22 protein-coding genes, 1 tRNA gene and 1 pseudogene are annotated in these 19,716 nt (G+C 66.6%); 7 read left to right on the top strand and 17 right to left on the bottom strand.

All coding sequences use genetic code 11. The features are described from left to right. The first annotated feature begins 66 nt into the window (after positions 1-66). The gene (locus B2Y21_RS02360; protein ID WP_292056549.1) at positions 67-1,497 is read left to right on the top strand and encodes an alkaline phosphatase PhoX; all 1,431 of its coding nucleotides are present in this window, start codon (positions 67-69) and stop codon (positions 1,495-1,497) included. A gap of 466 nt (positions 1,498-1,963) precedes the next feature. Here B2Y21_RS02360 and phhA read toward each other — a convergent pair whose 3' ends face one another. From phhA to B2Y21_RS02330, 6 genes are all read right to left on the bottom strand, one after another. After that, positions 1,964-2,839: a phenylalanine 4-monooxygenase gene (gene phhA, locus B2Y21_RS02355; protein ID WP_292056547.1), complete on the bottom strand. Its 876-nt coding sequence runs from the start codon at positions 2,837-2,839 to the stop codon at positions 1,964-1,966. 189 nt (positions 2,840-3,028) lie between these two features. Then, positions 3,029-3,409: a 50S ribosomal protein L7/L12 gene (rplL, locus tag B2Y21_RS02350; RefSeq protein ID WP_125902220.1), complete on the bottom strand. Its 381-nt coding sequence runs from the start codon at positions 3,407-3,409 to the stop codon at positions 3,029-3,031. A gap of 55 nt (positions 3,410-3,464) precedes the next feature. Then, entirely contained in the window at positions 3,465-3,980 is a 516-nt protein-coding gene (gene rplJ / locus B2Y21_RS02345; protein ID WP_003168522.1) for a 50S ribosomal protein L10, read from the bottom strand. A 339-nt stretch (positions 3,981-4,319) separates the two neighbouring features. Further along, positions 4,320-4,766, bottom strand: coding sequence for an NUDIX hydrolase (locus B2Y21_RS02340; protein WP_292056545.1), 447 nt, complete (start codon positions 4,764-4,766; stop codon positions 4,320-4,322). After that, positions 4,766-5,767: an inorganic phosphate transporter gene (locus B2Y21_RS02335; RefSeq protein WP_087139256.1), complete on the bottom strand. Its 1,002-nt coding sequence runs from the start codon at positions 5,765-5,767 to the stop codon at positions 4,766-4,768. Before B2Y21_RS02335 ends, B2Y21_RS02340 begins: the two co-directional genes overlap by 1 nt. 6 nt (positions 5,768-5,773) lie before the next feature. Next, on the bottom strand, positions 5,774-6,430 hold the full coding sequence (locus B2Y21_RS02330) for a DUF47 domain-containing protein (protein WP_292056544.1): 657 nt from the start codon (positions 6,428-6,430) through the stop codon (positions 5,774-5,776). A gap of 189 nt (positions 6,431-6,619) precedes the next feature. Between B2Y21_RS02330 and B2Y21_RS02325 the strand changes: the two genes are divergently transcribed. Next, the gene (locus tag B2Y21_RS02325) at positions 6,620-7,801 is read left to right on the top strand and encodes an aspartyl/asparaginyl beta-hydroxylase domain-containing protein (RefSeq protein ID WP_292056542.1); all 1,182 of its coding nucleotides are present in this window, start codon (positions 6,620-6,622) and stop codon (positions 7,799-7,801) included. Here the strand turns inward: B2Y21_RS02325 and B2Y21_RS02320 are convergent. Continuing rightward, positions 7,780-8,166 carry a winged helix-turn-helix transcriptional regulator gene (locus B2Y21_RS02320; RefSeq protein WP_292056541.1) on the bottom strand — a complete coding sequence of 129 codons (387 nt, stop codon included), beginning with the start codon at positions 8,164-8,166 and terminating at the stop codon, positions 7,780-7,782. The genes B2Y21_RS02325 and B2Y21_RS02320 overlap by 22 nt on opposite strands. 93 nt (positions 8,167-8,259) lie before the next feature. Between B2Y21_RS02320 and B2Y21_RS02315 the strand changes: the two genes are divergently transcribed. Continuing rightward, on the top strand, positions 8,260-8,871 hold the full coding sequence (locus B2Y21_RS02315) for an NAD(P)-dependent oxidoreductase (protein ID WP_292056540.1): 612 nt from the start codon (positions 8,260-8,262) through the stop codon (positions 8,869-8,871). Between the two features lie 11 nt (positions 8,872-8,882). Continuing rightward, a complete protein-coding gene (locus B2Y21_RS02310) occupies positions 8,883-9,392 on the top strand; it encodes a nuclear transport factor 2 family protein (protein ID WP_292056539.1) in 510 nt (169 codons plus the stop codon). Between the two features lie 226 nt (positions 9,393-9,618). Here B2Y21_RS02310 and rplA read toward each other — a convergent pair whose 3' ends face one another. From rplA to B2Y21_RS02280, 6 genes are all read right to left on the bottom strand, one after another. Beyond that, a complete protein-coding gene (gene rplA, locus B2Y21_RS02305; RefSeq protein ID WP_292056538.1) occupies positions 9,619-10,308 on the bottom strand; it encodes a 50S ribosomal protein L1 in 690 nt (229 codons plus the stop codon). A 3-nt stretch (positions 10,309-10,311) separates the two neighbouring features. Next, positions 10,312-10,743 (bottom strand): 50S ribosomal protein L11, encoded by a 432-nt coding sequence (gene rplK / locus B2Y21_RS02300; protein WP_003165488.1) that lies wholly within the window; start codon positions 10,741-10,743, stop codon positions 10,312-10,314. Positions 10,744-10,940: 197 nt separating this feature from the next. Further along, positions 10,941-11,516 (bottom strand): transcription termination/antitermination protein NusG, encoded by a 576-nt coding sequence (gene nusG, locus B2Y21_RS02295; protein ID WP_003165489.1) that lies wholly within the window; start codon positions 11,514-11,516, stop codon positions 10,941-10,943. 13 nt (positions 11,517-11,529) lie between these two features. Continuing rightward, positions 11,530-11,829 carry a preprotein translocase subunit SecE gene (secE, locus tag B2Y21_RS02290; RefSeq protein ID WP_003165490.1) on the bottom strand — a complete coding sequence of 100 codons (300 nt, stop codon included), beginning with the start codon at positions 11,827-11,829 and terminating at the stop codon, positions 11,530-11,532. A 70-nt stretch (positions 11,830-11,899) separates the two neighbouring features. Further along, positions 11,900-11,975: transfer RNA gene (locus tag B2Y21_RS02285), tRNA-Trp, on the bottom strand. Positions 11,976-12,113: 138 nt separating this feature from the next. Further along, positions 12,114-12,644: a pyridoxamine 5'-phosphate oxidase family protein gene (locus B2Y21_RS02280; protein WP_087139262.1), complete on the bottom strand. Its 531-nt coding sequence runs from the start codon at positions 12,642-12,644 to the stop codon at positions 12,114-12,116. Between the two features lie 102 nt (positions 12,645-12,746). On the opposite strand from B2Y21_RS02280, the gene B2Y21_RS02275 reads away from it, so the two are divergent. Then, positions 12,747-13,172 (top strand): hypothetical protein, encoded by a 426-nt coding sequence (locus tag B2Y21_RS02275; RefSeq protein WP_200165665.1) that lies wholly within the window; start codon positions 12,747-12,749, stop codon positions 13,170-13,172. A gap of 59 nt (positions 13,173-13,231) precedes the next feature. Next, a complete protein-coding gene (locus B2Y21_RS02270) occupies positions 13,232-13,972 on the top strand; it encodes a Crp/Fnr family transcriptional regulator (RefSeq protein ID WP_292056537.1) in 741 nt (246 codons plus the stop codon). A gap of 61 nt (positions 13,973-14,033) precedes the next feature. On the opposite strand, the gene B2Y21_RS02265 is transcribed toward B2Y21_RS02270, so the two are convergent. The 4 genes and pseudogenes from B2Y21_RS02265 to B2Y21_RS02250 form a co-directional block, all read right to left on the bottom strand. Then, on the bottom strand, positions 14,034-14,687 hold the full coding sequence (locus tag B2Y21_RS02265; RefSeq protein ID WP_292056536.1) for an OmpW/AlkL family protein: 654 nt from the start codon (positions 14,685-14,687) through the stop codon (positions 14,034-14,036). A 323-nt stretch (positions 14,688-15,010) separates the two neighbouring features. Then, positions 15,011-15,130 carry a cytochrome bd-I oxidase subunit CydX gene (gene cydX, locus B2Y21_RS02260; RefSeq protein ID WP_087139265.1) on the bottom strand — a complete coding sequence of 40 codons (120 nt, stop codon included), beginning with the start codon at positions 15,128-15,130 and terminating at the stop codon, positions 15,011-15,013. Positions 15,131-15,152: 22 nt separating this feature from the next. Continuing rightward, positions 15,153-16,301 (bottom strand): cytochrome d ubiquinol oxidase subunit II, encoded by a 1,149-nt coding sequence (gene cydB, locus B2Y21_RS02255; RefSeq protein ID WP_292056535.1) that lies wholly within the window; start codon positions 16,299-16,301, stop codon positions 15,153-15,155. Positions 16,302-16,327: 26 nt separating this feature from the next. Further along, positions 16,328-17,765: pseudogene (locus B2Y21_RS02250) on the bottom strand (cytochrome ubiquinol oxidase subunit I). Between the two features lie 242 nt (positions 17,766-18,007). Here B2Y21_RS02250 and cydD point away from each other — a divergent pair. Further along, positions 18,008-19,651: a thiol reductant ABC exporter subunit CydD gene (gene cydD, locus B2Y21_RS02245; protein ID WP_292056534.1), complete on the top strand. Its 1,644-nt coding sequence runs from the start codon at positions 18,008-18,010 to the stop codon at positions 19,649-19,651. Positions 19,652-19,716: the final 65 nt, after the last annotated feature.

The raw sequence follows: 19,716 nt of genomic DNA, 5'->3' as shown, positions 1-19,716 counted from the left end.
GCTCGCGTCACGCTGCGGTCAAGCCGCCGTCATCGGACCGTAATGCGCCGCTCGTAAGCACGGCGCATGATCGCTTCACGCCGCGCCTTCATGGCCTCCGCCGCCGCCCTCGCCCTGTCGGGCTACGCCAAGCGCGCCCAAGCCATGGCCGCCGAGCCCGGCGGCTTCGTCGACGGCCCCTCGCGCAACGAGGTGTTCGGCTACGGCCCGATGAAGGCCGACCCCTACGGCCTGCTGGACCTGCCCGAGGGCTTCTCCTACCGCGTGGCGTCCCAGGCGGGCGAGACCATGGCCGACGGCCTGCTGACCCCCGACAAGTTCGACGGCATGGGCTGCTTCGGGCTGGACGAGGACCGGGTGACCCTGGTCCGCAACCACGAGGTCAATCCGCTGGAGTTCAACGCCAGCGCCTGGGGTGCCAATCACCGGCTGGTCGGCGACCTCGACCGCGCCCGCGTCTATGGCGTCTATCCTGACAAGGACGGCGCGGTCGCTCCGCTGGGCGGCGGCACGACCACCGTCGTCTACAACCTCAGGACCGGCCGCACGGAGCGCCAGCACCTCAGCCTGGGCGGCACGGCGGTCAACTGCGCCGGGGGCGTCACCCCCTGGGGTTCGTGGCTCAGCTGCGAGGAGATCGTCGCCGGAACGAAGGACGGCCTGCCCCAGGACCACGGCTGGGTGTTCGAGGTGCCGTCGCGCGCCACCGGCCTGGTCGATCCGACCCCGATCCGCGCCATGGGCCGTTTCAAGCACGAGGCCGCCTGCATCGATCCGCGCACCGGCGTCGTCTACATGACCGAGGACACGGCCGAGAGCCTCTTCTACCGCTACCTGCCGACCGACCCGCGCCGTCTGCAGGCGGGCGGCCGCCTTCAGGCCCTGGCCCTGGTCGATCAGGCGCGCGGCGACACCCGCAACTGGAACGACGTCCTGTGGCGCCAGGGCCAGCGCCTGGCCGTGCGCTGGGTCGATCTGGATCACGTCGAAAGCCCCGATGGCGACCTGTCCCTGCGCGGCCACGCCTCGGGCGCGGCCCTGTTCGCGCGCGGCGAAGGCGTCCACTGGGCGGGCGACCACCTCTACTTCACCTGCACCTCGGGCGGCGTCGGCCGTCACGGCCAGATCATGCGCTACGTCCCTAGCCCGCGCGAGGGCCAGTCGGACGAGGCGAGCCAGCCGGGCATGCTGGAGCTGTTCGTCGAGGCGGGCGACCGCGCCGTGCTGGACTATGTCGACAACATCGCCATCGCCCCCAACGGCCACGTCATCGGCTGCGAGGACAAGCAGGTCGGCACCCAGCATGTGAAGGGCGTCACCCCCGACGGCCGCGTCTACGCCATCGCCCGTAACGCCATGCGCCACGACGCCGATGAGTCGAACACCGAGTTCGCCGGCGTCTGCTGGGCCCCGAACGGCCGGACCATGTTCGTGAACCTGTATTCCCCCGGCATGACCCTGGCCGTCACTGGCCCGTGGGATCGGTTCAGGGTCTGAGGGCCCCCATTCCGTCACCCTCGGGCTTGTCCCGAGGGCCCATCGGGGCCTCACCCGCTACGGTTAGCTGTTAGGCGCGGCGATTAGACTCCGTGCTCGGGAGCGTGAACGGAACCTGGGCCCTCGGGACAAGCCCGAGGGTGACGGAAAGAAGGGAGCGTCAGCGCATCCTCACCGTCCAAACGCAGGAAATTCCCGGCGTCGGCGCTCGCAGACCTGAGCTTTCACGCCGCCCGCCCGCGCTCATGCGATGATCCCTCCCCCGCGCCGCCGCACAGGAGAGATTCAGACGATTCAGACGAATTGGACTCTGTTTTTTCTCCCTCCCCTTCATGGGGAGGGTGGCTGAGCCGTCAGGCGAGGCCGGGTGGGGGCGTCGAAGCAAGCTGATCGCCGCTCTTGGATCACACAGCCCTCCCCACCCGGTCGCACCCTCCCCATAAAGGGGAGGGAGAAGATGCGCCGCCTATGCCGCGAAGCGCCCGCCCTTGGCGGCGTAAGCCTGGGTGCCGTGCGTGAACACCTTGTCCGTCGGCAGGACGGCTTCGATCGGCAAGGCCTCAGCGCCCTTCAGCCGCTCATAGACGGGGCCGAAGTCCTGCAACGTCACCGTCTTCAGCGCCTCGATGCTGTCGATGACGAAATAGACCTGCTGGAAGTCGTCGATGCGGTACAGGGTCTTCATCACCCGCTCCAGGTCGAAGCCCAGGCGGTTCGGCGAGGGGTCTTCCAGGCTGAAGACGCTCTCGGTCGCCGACGACACGATGCCCGCGCCATAGATGCGAAGCTCGCCCGCTTCCTGCATCAGGCCGAACTCGACCGTGTACCAGTACAGGCGCGCCAGATTCGGCAGCATCCCCAGCGACGCCGCCCGCTGCCCGCCCTTGCCGTAGGCCTCCATATAGGCGGCGAAGTCGGGGTCGGTCAGCATCGGCACATGGCCGAACACGTCGTGGAAGATGTCCGGCTCCTGCAGGTAATCCAGCTGATCCGGCTTGCGGATGAACTGGCCCGAGACGAAGCGGCGGTTGGCCAGGTGATCGAAGAAGACCTCGTCCGGCACCAGCCCCGGCACGCAGACCACGGTCCACCCGGTCAGGGCCTGAAGCTTGGGGTTGATGATCTCGAAGTCGGGAATGCCGCCCGCGTTCAGGTCCAGCGCATCCAGCCCGCGCAGGAAGGCCTCGCTGGCGCGGCCCGGCAGGATCTTCATCTGCCGCTCGTACAGGGTGTTCCAGGTCTGATGCTCGACCTCGGTATAGGCCGACCAGTTCTGAGGAATGGTCCAGTCGGCGGCGGCGCCTTCCGGCGGCTGCTCGAAAACGTGCTCGAAGTCGGACATGGGAACGCTCCTCACGGCTCTGATGGCCTTTCGGGGCAGATTAGCGCGCCAGCTCGCCCGCGTCACGCACGCCTGTTGCCGCGCTTGCCCGACACGGCTCGGCGCAAAAGAAAACGGGCCGGAGGTTTCCCTCCGACCCGCTTCGCTTTGAAAGCTGTCTCTGGAGATCCAGAGGCCAGTTCCGAAATCTTACTTGATTTCGACCTTGGCGCCGGCTTCTTCCAGCTTCTTCTTCAGCTCTTCAGCAGCTTGCTTCGAGACGTTCTCGACGACCGGCTGCGGAGCGCCTTCGACCAGGTCCTTGGCTTCCTTCAGACCCAGGTCGGTGCGGACGCCGCGGACTTCCTTGATGACGTTGATCTTCTTGTCGCCGCCGTCAACCAGGACAACGGTGAACTCGGTTTGCTCTTCGCCAGCCGGAGCGGCTTCAGCAGCGCCGGCGACAGCGGCGACGGCGACCGGAGCGGCGGCCGAAACGCCCCACTTGTCTTCCAGCAGCTTCGACAGTTCAGCGGCTTCCAGGACGGTCAGAGCCGACAGTTCTTCAACGATTTTGGCGAGATCAGCCATGTTAGTCTTCCTTCGGTAGGATGAGGTTCAGAGAGATATGCAGAGATGACGGGGCTTAGGCGGCGTCTTTGGTCGCGTACGCGTTGAAGACGCGCGCCAGCTGGCCGGCCGGCGCCTGCAGAACGCCGGCAACCTTGGTCGCCGGGGCTTGCAGCAGGCCGATGAGCTTGCCGCGCAGTTGGTCCAGCGACGGCAGCTTGGACAGGGCCTCGACGCCCTTGGCGTCCAGAACCTTGTCGCCCATGAAACCGCCCTGGATGACGAACTTGTCGTTGCCCTTGGCGAATTCGGCCGTGACCTTGGCGGCGGTGACGGGGTCGGCTGCGTAAGCGATGCCCACGGGGCCCTTGAACAGGCTGTGGTACTCGCTGCCTTCCTCGACGCCCAGCGCCTTGAGCGCCAGACGGTTCTTCACCACCTTGAACGCGGCGCCTTCTTTACGAAGACGACCACGCAGGTCTTCCATCTCCACAACGGTCAGACCCAGGTTGTGGGTCACGACCACGGCGCCCGCGTCGGCGAACACGCTCTTCAGCGATTCGATCGACTCGGCTTTTTGTGCGCGGTCCATTGTGGTCTCCAGTTTTGGTATTCGCCGCCGAGCTTATTCCCAGCGACGGATTGGCCATTGCGCCATGCATCGCTGCACAGCGTTCAGGCCGGTCGTATTGTCCGAAGGAAGCGTGGCCCGCCCGCCGGATACCGGCAGGCAAAAGGTCTTTGCATCCCCATCTCCCCACGGCGCCAGAGGGCTCTCTGGACGTTTACGACGCGGGCGACCCCCGCATCCCGAAGTTCTCGGACAGGCATCGTCAGAACCGAGGCCCCGACGAGATGCGAGCTCTATACACGGCCCGGCGGGAAAATCAACGGCTGGAGGGCGCGGTCAGGCAGCGGAGGCTGAAACGCCCTACTCCGCCCCTCGCCCCGGCTTGAAGTCGCGGATCAGCTCAGCCAGTTCGACCTCGTCCACGACGGCGGCGGCGTCTTCGGTCGACATCCAGCGGCGTTCGCGCTGGGCGTCCTCGGGCCAGGCGCCCAGCTGGATAAAGACCTCCAGCGGATAGACGCTGGCGATGGTGGCCTGGACCCGCCCCGACTTCAGCCGCTTGCCGTACCGGAACCAGCCGATCGGCGCGCCCATGACGTCGCCCTGAACGCCTGCCTCTTCATAGGCCTCGATCACGGCGGCCTCGGCGTCGGTCTTGCCCGCCATGCGGTTGCCCTTGGGGATGACCCAGCGCCGAGTCTCGCGCGAGGTGATCATCATGATCTCCACGCCGTCCGCGCCGTGTCGCCACGGCAGGGCCGCGACCTGGCGCGTCTCGGACGAAAGGGTGCGAGGCTTGTTCGACATCAGGTCAGGAACAGCCCGCCCAGGGCGTAGAACAGCGCGCCGATGGCGGCGGCGGCGGGCATGGTGATGAACCAGGCGGTGACGATGCTGCGCGCCACGCTCCAGCGCACGGCCGAGACGCGCTTGGCCGCGCCCACGCCGACGATGGCGCCGGTGATGGTGTGGGTGGTTGACACCGGAATGCCCATGCTGGTCGCCGCGAACAGGGTGATGGCCCCGCCCGTCTCGGCGCAGAAGCCCTGCTGGGGCGACAGGCGCGTGATCCGCGATCCCATGGTGTGGACGATCTTCCAGCCGCCGAACAGGGTGCCCAGCGCGATGGCCGCCTGACAGGTGATGACCACCCAGAACGGCACGTGGAACTCGCCGCCCAGCATGCCGCGCGAATAGAGCAGGATGGCGATGATCCCCATCGTCTTCTGGGCGTCGTTGCCCCCATGCCCCAGGGAATAGGCCGAGGCCGACACGAACTGCAAACCGCGGAAGACCCGGTCGGCGAAGTTGGGATTGGCCTTGGCGAACAGCCAGGACACGATCAGCACCAGCAACAGGGCCAGCAGGAAGCCGATGGCCGGCGACATGAAGATGGCGCCCACCGTCTTCAGCACCCCGGCGATGACCACGGCGCTGGTCCCCGCCTTGGCGATGCCCGCTCCCAGCAGGCCGCCGATCAGGGCGTGCGAGCTGGACGACGGAATCCCGCCCAGCCAGGTGATGACGTTCCAGCTGATGGCCCCCATCAGGGCGCCGAAGATCACCTGATCCGAGATCACGTCCGGCGAGATGATGCCCCGCCCGATGGTGTCGGCGACATGCAGGCCGAAGAACAGGAAGGCGATGAAGTTGAAGAAGGCCGCCCACCCCACCGCATAGATCGGCGGCAGGACGCGCGTGGCGACGATGGTGGCGATCGAATTGGCCGCGTCGTGCAGGCCGTTCAGGAAATCGAACAGCAGGGCGACGCCGATCAGGAAGACCAGGATCAGGAGGGCGTGATCCATGGCGTCCTACAGGTGCTCGACCAGAACGCCGTTGATGCGGTTGGCCACGTCCTCGAAGCGGTCGATCACCTTCTCCAGGTGATCCAGAAGCTGGCTGCCGATGATGAAGCCCAGGGTGTTGCCGCCCGTCATGTCGTGACGGTGCGCCTCATAAAGCGCCTTCATGCCCGCGTCATAGAGGTCGTCGCTGCGGGCCTCCAGATTGGTGATCTGTTCCGTCAGGATCGCCAGCCGCTCATGGTTCTTGCGCATGGCCGGCAGCAGGATGAAGGCCTCCTGCGTCAGGGCCGCGCATTCGACGGCGATGTCGGCCAGCTCCTGCATCTTGGGCGAGAAGTCGCGCATCTCGTACAGGGTGACGATCTTGGCCGCCTTCTGCATCTGGTCGATGGTGTCGTCCAGCGAGTTGGTCAGGCCGCGAATGTCCGAACGATCAAACGGGGTGATGAAGCTGCGGCGCACGGCGAACAGCACCTCGCGCGCGATCTCGTCGGCCTCTTCCTCGTGGGCGACCACCTTGGCGCACCATTCCCCGGTTGCGGGTCCGCCGTTCATCATCTGACGCAGGGCGCCCGCGCCGTGAGCCAGCGTCTGCGCATGGGCGTCGAACAGTCGGAAGAAGTTGTCTTCCTTCGGCAGCAGCGCCTGGAACCAGTTGAGCATGGGTCGTCTCCGCAAGGCCGCCTCGCGCATACCGAGACCGAGCCGGCGCCCCAAGTCCCGGCTTCCGGCCTCTTCGTCAAGTCATCCGCATACGGATTCTCGGATTTCTCCCCCAGCCATTGACGCCGCTCCAGCCGAGGCGCATGAAGAAAATGTCATCTTTGTGTTCAAATAGCGGCCAAAATCGCCATGACCTACCCTGCAGAGCAGGAGCGCCTGCTTGTCGAAGCCGGCCAGGCCCTCGCTCGTCGCGACCCTCGCGCCGCCTTGCGGTTGCTGGATCAGGCAGATCAGTTCGGCAAGACGCACAACGCCACCTTGAACCGCGCCGTCGCCCTGCGCCTTCTGGGCGATTACCACGCCTCCCTGCGCGTCCTGGACGACGCGCTCGACATGCGGCCCTACGACTTCATGGCGCTGTTGGCCAAGGGCGCCATGCTGGAGAAGATCAACCAGACCAAGGCGGCGGTCGAAGTCTATCGCAACGCCCTGAAGATCGCCCCGCCGCGCGCCTCCTGTCCGCCTGGCGTGGTCAGCCAGATGGACTACGCCGCCGGCCTGATCGACCGGCACGCCAAGGCGCTGGCCGAATTCATGAAGGATCGTATTTCGCCGCTGAAGGCCGAACTGGGCGAAGCCAGCCGGGACCGTTTCGAAGAAGGCCTGGAGATCTACGCCGGCCTGAAGCAACCGCCCAAGCAGCAGCCGCTCCTGCTCAACTATCCGCGCCTGCCGGTCATCCCCTTCTATGACCGCACCCTGTTTCCCTGGCTGGCGCAATTGGAAGAAGCGACCCCCGTCATCCAGGCCGAACTGACGACCCTGCTCGAAACCGCCTTCGACGAGTTCTCGCCCTACATCGCCTATCCCAAGGGCGCGCCGGTCAATCAGTGGGGCGAACTGAACCACTCGCGCAAATGGAGCTCCCTCTTCCTATGGAAGGACGGCCTCCGCCAGGACGAAGTCTGCGCCCGCGCGCCCCAGACCGCCGCCCTACTGGAAAGCCTGCCCATGGCCGATCAGGACGGTTTCGCGCCCACCGCCATGTTCTCGGCGCTTCAGCCCAAGACGCATATTCCACCGCATACCGGCTCGTCGAACGTGCGCCTGCTGACGCACCTGCCGCTGATCCTGCCGGGACCGGCGCGCTTCCGCGTGGGCAATACGGTGCGCGAATGGGAGATGGGCCGCGCCTGGGTCTTTGACGACACCATCGAGCACGAGGCGTGGAATGAGGCTGACGCCATGCGCGTCATCCTGATCTTCGACGTCTGGAACCCCTACCTCGACGACGGCGAGAAACGGCTGATCACCGAGATGATGAAGGCGCAGCGGGAGTTCACTATTGATCAAGCGCCCTCTCGCAACTGATCATAAGCTGATTGCGCCGCCGCCACCTCGCCCATGCGCGTCTCGGCCCAGTCGATCATCGGCCGCAACGACCGAACCAGTTCCAGCCCGAGGGGCGTGATCGCATAGGTGACGGACACCGGCACAGCGGCCTCGACCGTTCGTGTGACCAGGCCGTCGCGTTCGATCTGGCGCAGGGTCTGGCTCAACATCTTCTGCGACACGCCCTCGATCCGGCGCTTGAGCGCATTGAAACGCATCGGCCCGTCCGCGAGGGTGGTCAGTAGAAGCACCGTCCACTTGTCAGCGATCCGATCCAGCAGCAGCCGGGTCGGGCAGTCGGCGGCGTAGACGTTCCCACGCTCGCCATCGCCGGAAGCGGTCACCGCTGGGGAACCTGGTGAGAGAAAGGTGCCTTCTTGCATAAGAACTCCCCCTAGCACACCTGGTACCCATCGGTAACTAACAGGAACCATCCCATGAACATAACCGTCCTGGGCGCCAGCGGCCGTGTCGGATCAGAGATCGTCAAGGAACTGGCCCGGCGCGGGCATCAGGTGACGGGCGTGGCCCGCCAGCCGGACCGCGTGCCCGCCGCTCCCGGCGTGACTGCTGTCGCAGGCGACGTGAACCAGCCCGCCTCTCTCGCCCCGGCCCTGGCCGGCGCCGACGCCGTGGTCAGCGCCATCATGTTCGTGGACAGCGATCCGGCTCTGCTGATCCAGGCGACCAAGGATGCAGGCGTTCCGCGTTATCTGGTGGTCGGCGGCGCCGGCAGCCTGGAGACCGCGCCAGGCCAACGCCTGGTCGACACGCCCGCCTTCCCCGAAGCCTATAAGGCCGAAGCCCTGGCCGGCGGCCGGTTCCTGGACGCCCTGCGCGCCGATCCTGAGTTGAACTGGACCTTTCTGTCGCCTTCGGCCCTGTTCGACGGGTCGGAACGCACCGGCGTCTTCCGTCTGGGCGGCGACGCCCTGCTGACGGACGTCCAGGGGAACAGCCGCATCTCCTTCCCCGACTACGCCATCGCCATGGCCGACGAGATCGAGACGCCGAAGCACCCCCGCGCCCGCTTCACCGTCGGCTACTGAAAGACGCCCGCATGAAACCGTTCCTGTTCGCCGCTCTGGCGGCCCTGGCCCTGAGCGCGGCGTCTGTTTCCGCGACCGCTCAGGCGCCTTCCTCGTCGCCGACATCGTCGGCTTCACGCACGTCCACTGAGGCCGAGAACGCCCGGATCGTCACCACCTTCTACGACCTGGCCTTCAACCAGCATCAACCGACCGAAGCGGCCCGCCTCTACATCGGCGACCGCTACATCCAGCACAATCCGGCGGTGCCGAACGGGGCCGCCGCCTTCTACGGCTATTTTGAAGGCTTCTTCCGCGACAACCCCCAGTCACGCGCCACGATCCACCGCGTCATCGTGGATGGCGACCTGGTCGCCCTGCATGTTCATTCGCAGGAGACACCCGACGACCCCGGCCGCGCCATCGTCGACATCTTTCGCGTCGAGAACGGCAAGATCGTCGAGCATTTCGACGTGATCCAGACAGTTCCCGCCACAACCGCCAACGGCAACACCATGTTCAGCGGCGACAAGGCCGACTGACGCCCACATGTCCGCCGTGACGCGCGCGCCTCCCCTTCCGCTCATCCCGGCGGACGCCGGGATCCAGTCCGAGCGCCAAGCTGAGGTCTGACCATCGGCCGCACGCCCTGAAGCCAAAGCACTGGATCCCGGCGTCCGCCGGGATGAGCGGGTGGAAAATCCAAAGAAAACGGCCCCGGAAGATCGCTCTTCCGGGGCCGTCGTCATTCTTAGCCGTGCAGCCGGATCAGGCGCCCAGCGAAGCCGGGTCGATCTTGAAGCCCGGGCCCATCGTCGAGGACAGGGCGATGCGCTTCACATAGGTGCCCTTGGCGCCCGACGGCTTGGCGCGGACGAGGGCGTCCACGATGGCCTTGACGTTGGCTTCCAGGGCGTCCTGCGTGAAGGAGGCCTTGCCGATGCCGGCGTGGACGATGCCCGCCTTTTCGACGCGGAACTCAACGGCGCCGCCCTTGGCGTCCTTGACGGCCTGAGCGACGTTCGGGGTCACGGTGCCGACCTTCGGGTTCGGCATCAGGCCGCGCGGGCCCAGCACCTTACCCAGACGGCCGACCAGGGCCATCATGTCCGGCGACGCGATCACGCGGTCGAACTCCATGAAACCGCCGGCGATCTTCTCGTACAGGTCTTCAGCGCCGACGTGCTCGGCGCCGGCCGCCTTGGCTTCTTCAGCCTTGGCGTCCTTGGCGAAGACGGCGACGCGGACGTCACGGCCGGTGCCCGAAGGCAGGTTCACCACGCCGCGGACCTGTTGGTCGGCGTGACGCGGGTCGACGCCCAGGTTGATGGCGATTTCGATCGACTCGTCGAACTTGGCCTTGGCGTTGTCCTTGACCAGCTTGATGGCTTCGTTGAAGGCCAGCAGGTCTTCGGTGACGCCCGTGCGGGCCTTATGGGCTTTGGTCAGCTTAGCCATGTCTTAGCCCTCCACCACTTGAATGCCGATGGCGCGGGCCGAGCCCTCGATGATGCGCGACGCGGCGTCCAGGTCGTTCGCGTTCAGGTCCTTCATCTTCTTCTCGGCGATTTCGCGCAGTTGCGTCTGCGTGATCTTGCCGGCGAACTCGCGGCCGACGAGCTTGGCGCCCGACTTGATGCCAGCGGCTTGCTTCAGATACCAGGTCGCCGGCGGCGTCTTGGTGATGAAGGTGAACGACTTGTCCTGATAGACGGTGATGACGGTCGGAAGCGGGGTGCCCTTGGCTTCCTTCTCGGTCCGCGCGTTGAACTCCTTGCAGAAGCCCATGATGTTCACGCCGCGTTGACCCAGAGCCGGGCCGATCGGGGGCGAAGGCGTGGCCGAACCGGCCGGCACTTGCAGCTTGATATAGCCGAGAATCTTCTTGGCCATTGGTCTCTCCTATGAATGACCCGGCGACGATGCGCCCGGCCGGTGAGCCGTGGTGCGGCATGGCTGCCTTCCACGGATTTGACGCCGGGCGACTCGAAGGCCGTCCAGCGAAGGCGCGCGTTTAGCAGGCAGACCCTGAAAACGCAAACGGGACCGCCCGAAGACAGTCCCGATCTCTGCGTGGCGTCAGCAGCCGATCAGGCGCTGACCTTCTCCACCTGATTGTACTCCAGCTCGACCGGGGTCGGGCGGCCGAAGATCGAGACGGCCACGCGCAGGCGGGCGTTCTCTTCGTCGACGCTTTCGACCTGACCGTCGAAGCTGGCGAACGGGCCGTCGATGACCTTGACGTTTTCGCCGATGTCGAAGCGGATGGTGGGCTTCGGACGCTCGACGCCCTCTTCCACCTGGCCGATGATGTTCTGAACTTCACGCTCCGAGACCGGCAGGGGCTTGGTGCCGCCCGCGGCGCCCAGGAAGCCCGTGACCTTCGGCGTGTTCTTGACCAGGTGATAGGCCTCGTCGGTCATCTCCATCTTCACCAGCACATAGCCGGGGAAGAATTTGCGCTCGGCGTTGACCTTCTTGCCGCGGCGGATCTCGATGACGTCCTCAGTCGGAACCAGGATTTCAGAGAAGGCGTCTTCCAGGCCCTGTTGCTTGGCCTGGTCGCGCAGTTGCTCGGCGACCTTCTTCTCGAAGTTCGAATAGGCGTGGACGATGTACCACTTGTGGCGGGGGTTGGCCGCCGGCTTGGGCGCTGCATCGGTCATGTGCGCGTCTCCTTTATTGGCCAAGGCTGAGGATGATGCGGGACGCGAAGCCGAGACCCGTGTCGACGATCCAGAAGAAGGCGGCCGCGATCAGCACCATGATGAAGACCATCACCGAGGTGATCCAGGTCTCCTTGCGGCTGGGCCACACGATCTTGCGGGCTTCAGCGCGAACTTCGCTGATGAACTGCGGGATGGACGTCTTCTTCTTCGGCGCGGGCGCGTCGACGGCCACGGTCGCTGCGCCTTGCGCGGCTGCTGCGGTCTTGGTCCCCGTGGTGCGGCGGCCGCCCGGGGTCTTCGCCTTGGCCATTTGACGTCTCTTCAACCTCTGGATCCTGCTGCTCCACATGGGAAGTCCCAGGCGATCACAACAGGGGGAATGGCAGGAGTGGAGGGACTCGAACCCCCGGCCCTCGGTTTTGGAGACCGATGCTCTACCAGCTGAGCTACACTCCTAGTGTCCCGGACAAAGATCAGCGCGCCGTGGATATCCACCCAGCGGCGCGACCCTCGCCAGAGGGGGGCGTATGCCCGAGCCCCACCGTCATTTCAAGGGCCATCTGCGCCGCAGACGCGCGAAGTCGCGGATTTTCCTCAGAACAGACGCGCCACGGCGCTGGGCTCATAGCTCAGCCCTTTCACCAGGGCGTCGGAATCGCCGATCGAGAAGGTCTGGGCCCGGCTGCGGCCGTCCACCACCGCCACCGCCTCGATCTCTTCGGGAATCACCTTGACCACCGCCACGGCGTCGCCGCCGGGCGCCCAAGGACTGATGTCGGGCGAGCGGGCGATGATCAGATCGTTCAGCCGCTTCACCTCGTCGCCGTCCGTGACCTCCTCGGCGCGGCCGTCGATGGAGACGCCGACCGCCTCCCCTTCCTCGCCCACGCCGCGCACCGCCACGCCGACACGCGGGTCGGCGGTCAGGTTCTTCAGCTTCTCGCTATCGCGGGCGGTGACGAAATAGAGGTTCAGCCCGTCGTTCAGATAGCCCAGCGTCGCCGCCTGCGGCCGTCCGTCGGCCCGGTTCACGGCCAGGGTCATCAGCTTCTGGCTGTCCAGCAGCTTGAGGATGGCGGCCACCGCGCCGCCGTGGATCGGGGTGATGCGCGAGGTCGAGCTCATGGCGTTTCTCCGGAAGATGACGAGGCAGTTTGGCTGGGTAGCTTCGACGCAGCCTTGACGCAGATCAAGGCGGCTGGACGCCGCTTCGGTTCCAATGCCCCCATGACAGAGTCCCGCTTCGCGTCCGATGCGCCTCGCCTGGAGGTGGCCCCCCTCAGCGAAGCCGAGGCGCCCGCCGCCTTCGCCCTGGCGCGGCTGTGGCGGCCCAATCTGGAGCCGGCCCAGTGGGACGCCTTCCTGACCGCCTGGCGCGCCGCCCCGGAAAGCCGGGGCATCCTCAGCGCCCGCAACCAACGCGGCGGAGTGCTGGGCTTCGTTAGTTGGTGGCGGCAGCCCGATCTGGAGTACGGCGAGACCCTGTGGGCCGGTCCCTTCGTGGTGCGTGAAATGGGCGTGCGGCCCCTGGTGCGGCAAAGCCTGGCCGTCGAACTGACCGCCCTGGCCTGCCAGTTGGGCGCGCGGCTGCGCTACACTGAGGAAGCCATCGCGCCGGACTGCGCCGCCGAACTGACGGCTAGGACAGGCTGACCTATTCGGAATCAGCCCCTTATCGCCTAGACTGCCGCGCTATTCGGGAGACGACGTTCGTGAACACCGCTGCGGCCCAGGCCGAAATCGAAGAGGTGCGTCTGGAGGACGTCCATCCCTGCTCCACCTGCGGCGCCCGCCCGCTGGGCGTCTGCGCGGACCTGAAGGGTCATGAGCTGCAGAGCATGGCCTGCGCCAGCGAGAACGTCACCGCCCAGCCCGGCCAGGCCCTGTTCCACGAGGGCGACCCGAACCCCTATGTCTTCAACGTCGTGGACGGGGCGGTGAAGCTGTATCGCCTGCTGCCCGACGGACGACGCCAGATCACCGGCTTCCTGTTCCAGGGCGACTTCCTGGGCCTGGGCGGACGCGGGCCGTCCAGCTTCACGGCCGAAGCCTTGACGCCGCTGAACGCCTGCCGCTTCCGGCGCGGCGACTTCGATCAACTGCTAAACGCCCTGCCTGCGCTGGAGCACCGTCTGGTGGCCCTGGCCGGGGACGAACTGATGGCGGCGCAGGAGCAGATCGTCCTGCTGGGCCGCAAGACCGCGCGCGAGCGGCTGGCCAGCTTCCTGACCCGCCTGTCCGAGCGTCAGGTGCAGCTGGGCGGCGCCGTGGGCCATGTCCACCTGCCGATGACGCGGCTGGACATCGCCGACTACCTGGGCCTGACGATCGAGACGGTCAGCCGGGTCTTCACCCAGTTCAAGACCTCGGGCCTGATCCAGCTTCTGCCGGGCAATGACGTCGCCCTGCCCGATCCGGCCGCACTGAAGGCCCTGGGCGAAGGCGCCGCCTGATCTTGGGCTAGAGGGATAGGGGGACGCGGCCTGACGTTCCGCGTCCCTCCCCGCATCGGCTTCAGAACTTGCGGCCGACACCCACCGACACGACCCAGGGATCCAGGCTGACGCTGCTCTTCAGCGCGCCGCCGTTGATCCTGGCGTCCGTGTCGAACCACACCTTCTTGGCGTCCAGGTTCAGCGTCCACGGGCCGGAAATGTTCCAGTCGGCGCCAGCCTGCAGCGCCACGCCGAAGCCGTTATCCAGATCGACCTCGAAGCCGTTCTTATCCTTGCCGCTGAAGAAGGCCATGTAGCTGACGCCCGCACCGACATAGGGGCTGACCGTCGCGTTCGGCGTCGGGCGGTATTGCAGCGTCACCACCGGCGGCAGCACCCAGGTCTCATGCACGGCCACATCGGTCGCCCCGCCCTTGGCGCGCACCTCGTGCTGGGTGGCGCCCAGGATGGCCTCGACGGCCCAGTGGTCGGCGACGAACCAGGTGAAGCCCAGCGTCGGCATCCAGTCGTCGCCCACATCGACCTTCAGGCCGCTGTCGGCCCCGGCGGCGGTGGCGATGGCGTCGTCGGCCTGCGGCAGGACGCCGGTCATGCGGGCGGTGACGATCAGCGAGCCCTTGCCTACCTGTTCAGGCGCGGCGTTCTGGGCCGAGGCGGCGCCCGCGACGGCCAGCAGGCTGACGGAAGCGATCAATGCGACAGCGGTTTTCATCTGTTCAATCCCCGACATTCGCCGGGTCGGGAGAGGGCCCGGCTTCGATGTCTGCATAACCCTGCGCCTGCTCGCCTCACGCCGCCTTGATCCAGCGCAAGCCACGGATATTTAGAAAAATATTCTCTTCTTCTCGCTCGTCCCGGCGGACGCCGGGATCCAGTGAGGATGCAGGCCAGAAACTTGGCCGTTCAGAGACGCGCCTTAAAGCCAAAGCACTGGATCCCGGCGTGCGCCGGGATGAGCGGTTGTAGGGGTCATGAAAAATCCCCTCCGGCCAGCGCCGAAGGGGATCATTCAGTCAGTTCGTCAGATGACGGGGATCAGGATTCCGAGTGACCCTCGTCGCCTTCATCGAACAGGCGGAACTCGTGCCACAGGCCGTTCAGGACGCCGAAGGCCACCGCCAGGCCGAGGCCCAGGATCCAGGCGAAATACCACATGAGATGATCTCCTTTCGCGGGATCAATAGAGGTCGGGGTTGGTCTTCAGCTCAGCCTCGGTCGAACGGCCCCACAGCACCTTATAGACCCAGGCGGTGTAGAGCAGGACGAAGGGCAGGAAGACCGCCACCACGATCAGCATGATGAACAGGGTCGTATGGCTGGACGAGGCGTTCCACACTGTCAGGCTGGACTGGGCGTTGATCGAGCTGGGCAGGATGAAGGGGAACATCGACAGGCCGACCGTCGAGATGATCCCGACCGCCGAGGCCGACGAACCGCCGAAGGCCATCACCGCCGACTTGCGCCACATCCCCAGCAGACCGATCGCAGCGCCGACGAAACCCAGAACCGGAGCGATGATCATCCACGGATAGCGGCCGTAGTTGTCCATCCAGGCGCCGGGCGCAGCCTCGACCGCCGTACGCAGCGGGTTGGAGACGCCGGCCGTGTCCACCACGCCGGTGATGCGGAAGCCCATGTCGCCGAAGGCTGCCATGGCGCCGCCGATGGCGAACAGCACCAGGCTGGCCGCGCCGGCGACGGTGCCGATGGCGCGCGCGCGCTTCAGCACCACGCCTTCTTCGCCCTTGACCGACAGCCAGGCCGCGCCGTGCAGAACCAGCATGGAGACCGACAGCAAGCCGCAGATCAGAGTGAAGGGGGTGAACAGGCCCAGCAGGCTGCCTTCGTAGAAGCTGCGCAGGTCGCTATCCAGGCGGAAGGGCGCGCCCAGCAGGACGTTGCCGACCGCCACGCCGAACACCAGGGCCGGAACGAAGCTGCCGATGAACAGGCCCCAGTCCCACATGGAGCGCCAGCGCGCCTCGGGCCGCTTGGAGCGGTATTTGAACGACACCGGCCGCAATATCAGCGCGGACAGCACCAGGAACATCGCCAGGTAGAAGCCCGAGAAGCTGACGGCGTAGACCTGGGGCCAGGCGGCGAAGATCGCCGCCCCGCCGACAATGAACCAGACCTGGTTGCCTTCCCAGGTCGCGCCGATGGTGTTGATCACCATGCGGCGTTCCTGGTCGGTCTTGGCGACGAAGGGCAGCAGGGCGCCGACGCCCATGTCGAACCCGTCGGTCAGGGCGAAGCCGATCAGCAGCACGCCCAGCAGTCCCCACCAGATCAGGCGGAGGGTGGTGTAGTCGAGGGGGAGTTCCATCTCTCTTTTTTCCTTCAACGACCGGGTCAGACGACCGCGGGCTCGCCTTCCGTGATGGCGTCGGCTTCGCGGGCTTCCTGTTCGGCGAACGGCCCCTTCTTGACCGCGCGCAGGATCAGACCGACCTCGACGACGGCGAGCACGCCGTACAGCAGGGTGAAGCAGATGATCGTGGTCCACAGCTGCGTCACGGTCAGGCTGGACGCGCCCAGGAAGGTCGGCAGAACGCCTTCCACGGCCCAGGGCTGACGCCCCACTTCGGCCAGCAGCCAGCCGGACTCGATGGCGATCCACGGCAGCGGGATGGCCAGGACGGCCAGGCGCAGGAACCACTTCGTCTCATGCTTGCGCAGGGTGCACAGGATGAAGGCCGTACCGAACAGGCCGATCATCAGGAAGCCGATGCCCGCCATGAAGCGGAAGACCCAGAACATCAGCGGCACGTTCGGCACGGTCGACCAGGCGGCCTGCTGGATCTGCTGCGGCGTGGCCGTGCGCGGATCCTCGACGTAACGCTTCAGCAGCAGGCCGTAGCCCAGATCGTTGCGGACCGTCTCGAACTGACCGCGGGCGGCCATGTCGGTCGGGTCGGCCTTGACCTTCTCCAGGGCGTCATAGGCGACGACGCCGCGTTCGATGCGGTCCTCGGCGACGGCGACCAGCTCCAAGATGCCTTCGACGGGCTTGTCGATGCTGCGCGTCGAGATCAGGCCCAGAACATAGGGCACCTTGACCTCGAAGTGGGTGTGGCGGTCCTCGAGGCTGGGCAGGCCGAACAGGGTCAGACCGGCCGGGGCCTCTTCGGTGCGCCACATGGCTTCCAGGGCGGCCAGCTTCATCTTCTGGTTGTCGGTCAGGGCGTAGCCCGACTCATCGCCCAGAACGACCACCGACAGCGACGACAGCAGGCCGAAGGCGGCGGCGACCGTCATCGACCGCTTGGCGAAGCCCTTGTGCTTGCCCTTCAGCAGATAGAAGGCCGAGATGCCCAGCACGACCACGGCGGCGCAGACGTAGCCGGCCGACACGGTGTGCACGAACTTGGCCTGGGCCACCGGGTTGAAGATCACCGCCATGAAGTCGGTGACTTCCATACGCATGGTGTCGGGGTTGAAGGCGGCGCCGACCGGGTTCTGCATCCAGCCNNAAGAAGGCCATCAGGCCCTCAATGGCCAGCGGCGCCCCGAAGATGTCCCCGACGTAGTGGGAATAATAGCTCCAGTTCATGCCGAACTGGAATTCCATCGTCAGGCCGGTGGCGACGCCCAGCACGAAGTTGATGCCGAAGATCGCGCCCCAGAAACGGGTGATCGTCCGCCAGATCGGCCGACGGGTCATCACATAGATGCTCTCCATGATGACCAGCATGAAGGAGAGGCCCAATGTGAGGGGCACGAATAGAAAGTGGTATAGCGCCGTCAGTGCGAACTGAAGGCGTGAAAGGTCTACGACCGCCAGGTCGATCATCGTTCCAGGCTCCTGACCGCCAGCCCCCATCGACCGGCGTTCTACTCTAACCTAAAGCGGCCCGGTTTGGCGCGCCTTGATCCTGATCAAAGCTGGCGACAGCGACTTGAACTAGAGGGCGTTTCGCCCAAAGACCTTTCGCCTCATAGGCTTTTTGCCCCATCCTCTATCGTCGCTTGTTACGGTGGATGAGGCCGGATCAGGCCCCGCTTTCCCAGAATGGCGCACCAGGAGACGTGATGACGGCCCAGCCGGTCGACCCTCAACAGGCGAATCCTCCGAGAATCGCAGAGACGGCTGCGCCTGCGGCCTGGCTGAAATCCGCCCTGTCCCCCTGGCGTCGCCTGATGAGCCTGGGCGGCGCCCTGGTGATCGCCGACACCCTCCCCGCCATCGGCTTCGCCGCCGGACTGGCCCTGGCCGTCGGCGCCCTGCCGCGGGGTCTGGCCGAAGCCGTTCCCGGCCTGATTCTGGCGGTCGTCGCCCTGATCGCACGCGCCGCGCTCAATCAGGGCGCGGTCCTCGTCAACACCCGCGCCGCGCGCGCCGCCAAGAACGGCCTGCGTCGCCGTGTGCTGACAGGGGCGCTCGGCGGCCGCATGTCCGACGCCGCCGCCATGACCGCCGCCGCCGAGGGCGTAGAGGCGCTGGACGGCCACGTCGCCCGCTTCACTCCCGCCCGCACGGCGGCGGCCGTCTCGCCCCTCATCCTGATCACTGCGGCGGGCGTCGTCAGCCCCTTCACCGCCGGCATCCTGATCTTCACCCTTCTGCCCTTCGTGCTGGGCATGGCCCTGACCGGCATGGCGGCGGGCGCCGAGAGCCGCCGTCAGTTTCTGGCGCTGGAGAGGCTGTCGGGCCTGTTCCTGGACCGGGTGCGCGCCCTGCCCGCCATCCTGTCCTTCCAGGCTGAGACGCAGCAGACCCGCGTCATCGCCCGCGCCTCGGACGACCTGGCCCGCCGCACGGGCAAGGTGCTGAAGGTCGCCTTCCTGTCCTCGGCGGTGCTGGAGTTCTTCTCGGCGCTGGCCGTCGCATTGGTCGCCGTCTACTGCGGCTTCAACCTGCTGAAGCTGCTGCCCTTCCCCGCGCCCGACGAACTGAGCCTGACGCAGGCCTTCTTCGTCCTGGCCCTGGCGCCCGAGGTCTATCAGCCCATGCGCCGCCTCGCCGCCGCCTATCACGACCGTCAGGCCGCCGAGTCCGCCGCCCCCAGCCTCAGCCGCCTGGATCAAGCCGAAGAAGCGACACGCCCCCGCCCGCCCCTGCCCGCCTCTGCCCCCGCCGTGCGTTTCAAAGACGTGACGATCGCCTATGACGGCGCGCCGGTCCTCAGCGGCTTCGATCTGACGGTCGCGCCCGGCTCCATCGTGGCCCTGACCGGCCTCAGCGGCGCGGGCAAGACCAGCCTGCTGAACCTCTTCCTGGGTCTGGCGCCTCTGTCAGGCGGCGAGGTCGAGGTCGGCGACGCGCGCCTGTCGGACCATCCCGACCTGACCGCCTGGATCGCCTGGGCCGGTCAGGCGCCAGTCGTGATCCGCGGAACCCTGGCCGAAAACATCGCCCTGGCCCGACGCGGCGCTTCGCCCAAAGAGATCGAACAGGCCGCGCGCAAGGCGGGCCTCGACGGCGCGCTGGATCGCCTGATCGACGAGCGCGGCGGCGGCCTGTCGGGCGGCGAGCGGCGGCGTCTGGGCCTGGCCCGCGCCTTCCTCAAGCCCTCGCCCCTGCTTCTGTTGGACGAGCCGACCGCCAATCTGGACGCCGCGGCCGAGACCGCCCTGCTGCCGCTCATCCGCGAGGCGGCGCGCGGGCGCACGACCCTGATCGCGACCCATTCCGACGCCGTGGCCGAACTGGCCGATGTGGTGGTGCGCCTGTGAAGCCTCAGTCCTCTTCCGGCGTCGTCCGCCTCAAGGCCATGATCCGCGCCCAGGAGCGCGCCCAG

Source organism: Brevundimonas sp. UBA5936 (genome assembly GCA_002430835.1).
Classification (GTDB): Bacteria; Pseudomonadota; Alphaproteobacteria; order Caulobacterales; family Caulobacteraceae; genus Brevundimonas.
This window is presented reverse-complemented; position numbering and strand designations above follow the sequence as displayed.

Bases quoted from the DNA above. Each gene is read 5' to 3' on its own strand.
- B2Y21_RS02335 (WP_087139256.1), bottom strand. From the start codon at position 5,767: ATGGATCACGCCCTCCTGATCCTGGTCTTCCTGATCGGCGTCGCCCTG.
- B2Y21_RS02310 (WP_292056539.1), top strand. From the start codon at position 8,883: ATGAAACCGTTCCTGTTCGCCGCTCTGGCGGCCCTGGCCCTGAGCGCG.
- cydD (WP_292056534.1), top strand. From the start codon at position 18,008: ATGACGGCCCAGCCGGTCGACCCTCAACAGGCGAATCCTCCGAGAATC.
- rplA (WP_292056538.1), bottom strand. From the start codon at position 10,308: ATGGCTAAGCTGACCAAAGCCCATAAGGCCCGCACGGGCGTCACCGAA.
- cydX (WP_087139265.1), bottom strand. From the start codon at position 15,130: ATGTGGTATTTCGCCTGGATCCTGGGCCTCGGCCTGGCGGTGGCCTTC.
- rplL (WP_125902220.1), bottom strand. From the start codon at position 3,409: ATGGCTGATCTCGCCAAAATCGTTGAAGAACTGTCGGCTCTGACCGTC.
- B2Y21_RS02275 (WP_200165665.1), top strand. From the start codon at position 12,747: ATGACAGAGTCCCGCTTCGCGTCCGATGCGCCTCGCCTGGAGGTGGCC.
- rplJ (WP_003168522.1), bottom strand. From the start codon at position 3,980: ATGGACCGCGCACAAAAAGCCGAGTCGATCGAATCGCTGAAGAGCGTG.
- B2Y21_RS02330 (WP_292056544.1), bottom strand. From the start codon at position 6,430: ATGCTCAACTGGTTCCAGGCGCTGCTGCCGAAGGAAGACAACTTCTTC.
- secE (WP_003165490.1), bottom strand. From the start codon at position 11,829: ATGGCCAAGGCGAAGACCCCGGGCGGCCGCCGCACCACGGGGACCAAG.
- B2Y21_RS02325 (WP_292056542.1), top strand. From the start codon at position 6,620: ATGACCTACCCTGCAGAGCAGGAGCGCCTGCTTGTCGAAGCCGGCCAG.
- B2Y21_RS02265 (WP_292056536.1), bottom strand. From the start codon at position 14,687: ATGAAAACCGCTGTCGCATTGATCGCTTCCGTCAGCCTGCTGGCCGTC.
- nusG (WP_003165489.1), bottom strand. From the start codon at position 11,516: ATGACCGATGCAGCGCCCAAGCCGGCGGCCAACCCCCGCCACAAGTGG.
- B2Y21_RS02315 (WP_292056540.1), top strand. From the start codon at position 8,260: ATGAACATAACCGTCCTGGGCGCCAGCGGCCGTGTCGGATCAGAGATC.
- phhA (WP_292056547.1), bottom strand. From the start codon at position 2,839: ATGTCCGACTTCGAGCACGTTTTCGAGCAGCCGCCGGAAGGCGCCGCC.
- B2Y21_RS02360 (WP_292056549.1), top strand. From the start codon at position 67: ATGATCGCTTCACGCCGCGCCTTCATGGCCTCCGCCGCCGCCCTCGCC.
- rplK (WP_003165488.1), bottom strand. From the start codon at position 10,743: ATGGCCAAGAAGATTCTCGGCTATATCAAGCTGCAAGTGCCGGCCGGT.
- cydB (WP_292056535.1), bottom strand. From the start codon at position 16,301: ATGGAACTCCCCCTCGACTACACCACCCTCCGCCTGATCTGGTGGGGA.
- B2Y21_RS02340 (WP_292056545.1), bottom strand. From the start codon at position 4,766: ATGTCGAACAAGCCTCGCACCCTTTCGTCCGAGACGCGCCAGGTCGCG.
- B2Y21_RS02280 (WP_087139262.1), bottom strand. From the start codon at position 12,644: ATGAGCTCGACCTCGCGCATCACCCCGATCCACGGCGGCGCGGTGGCC.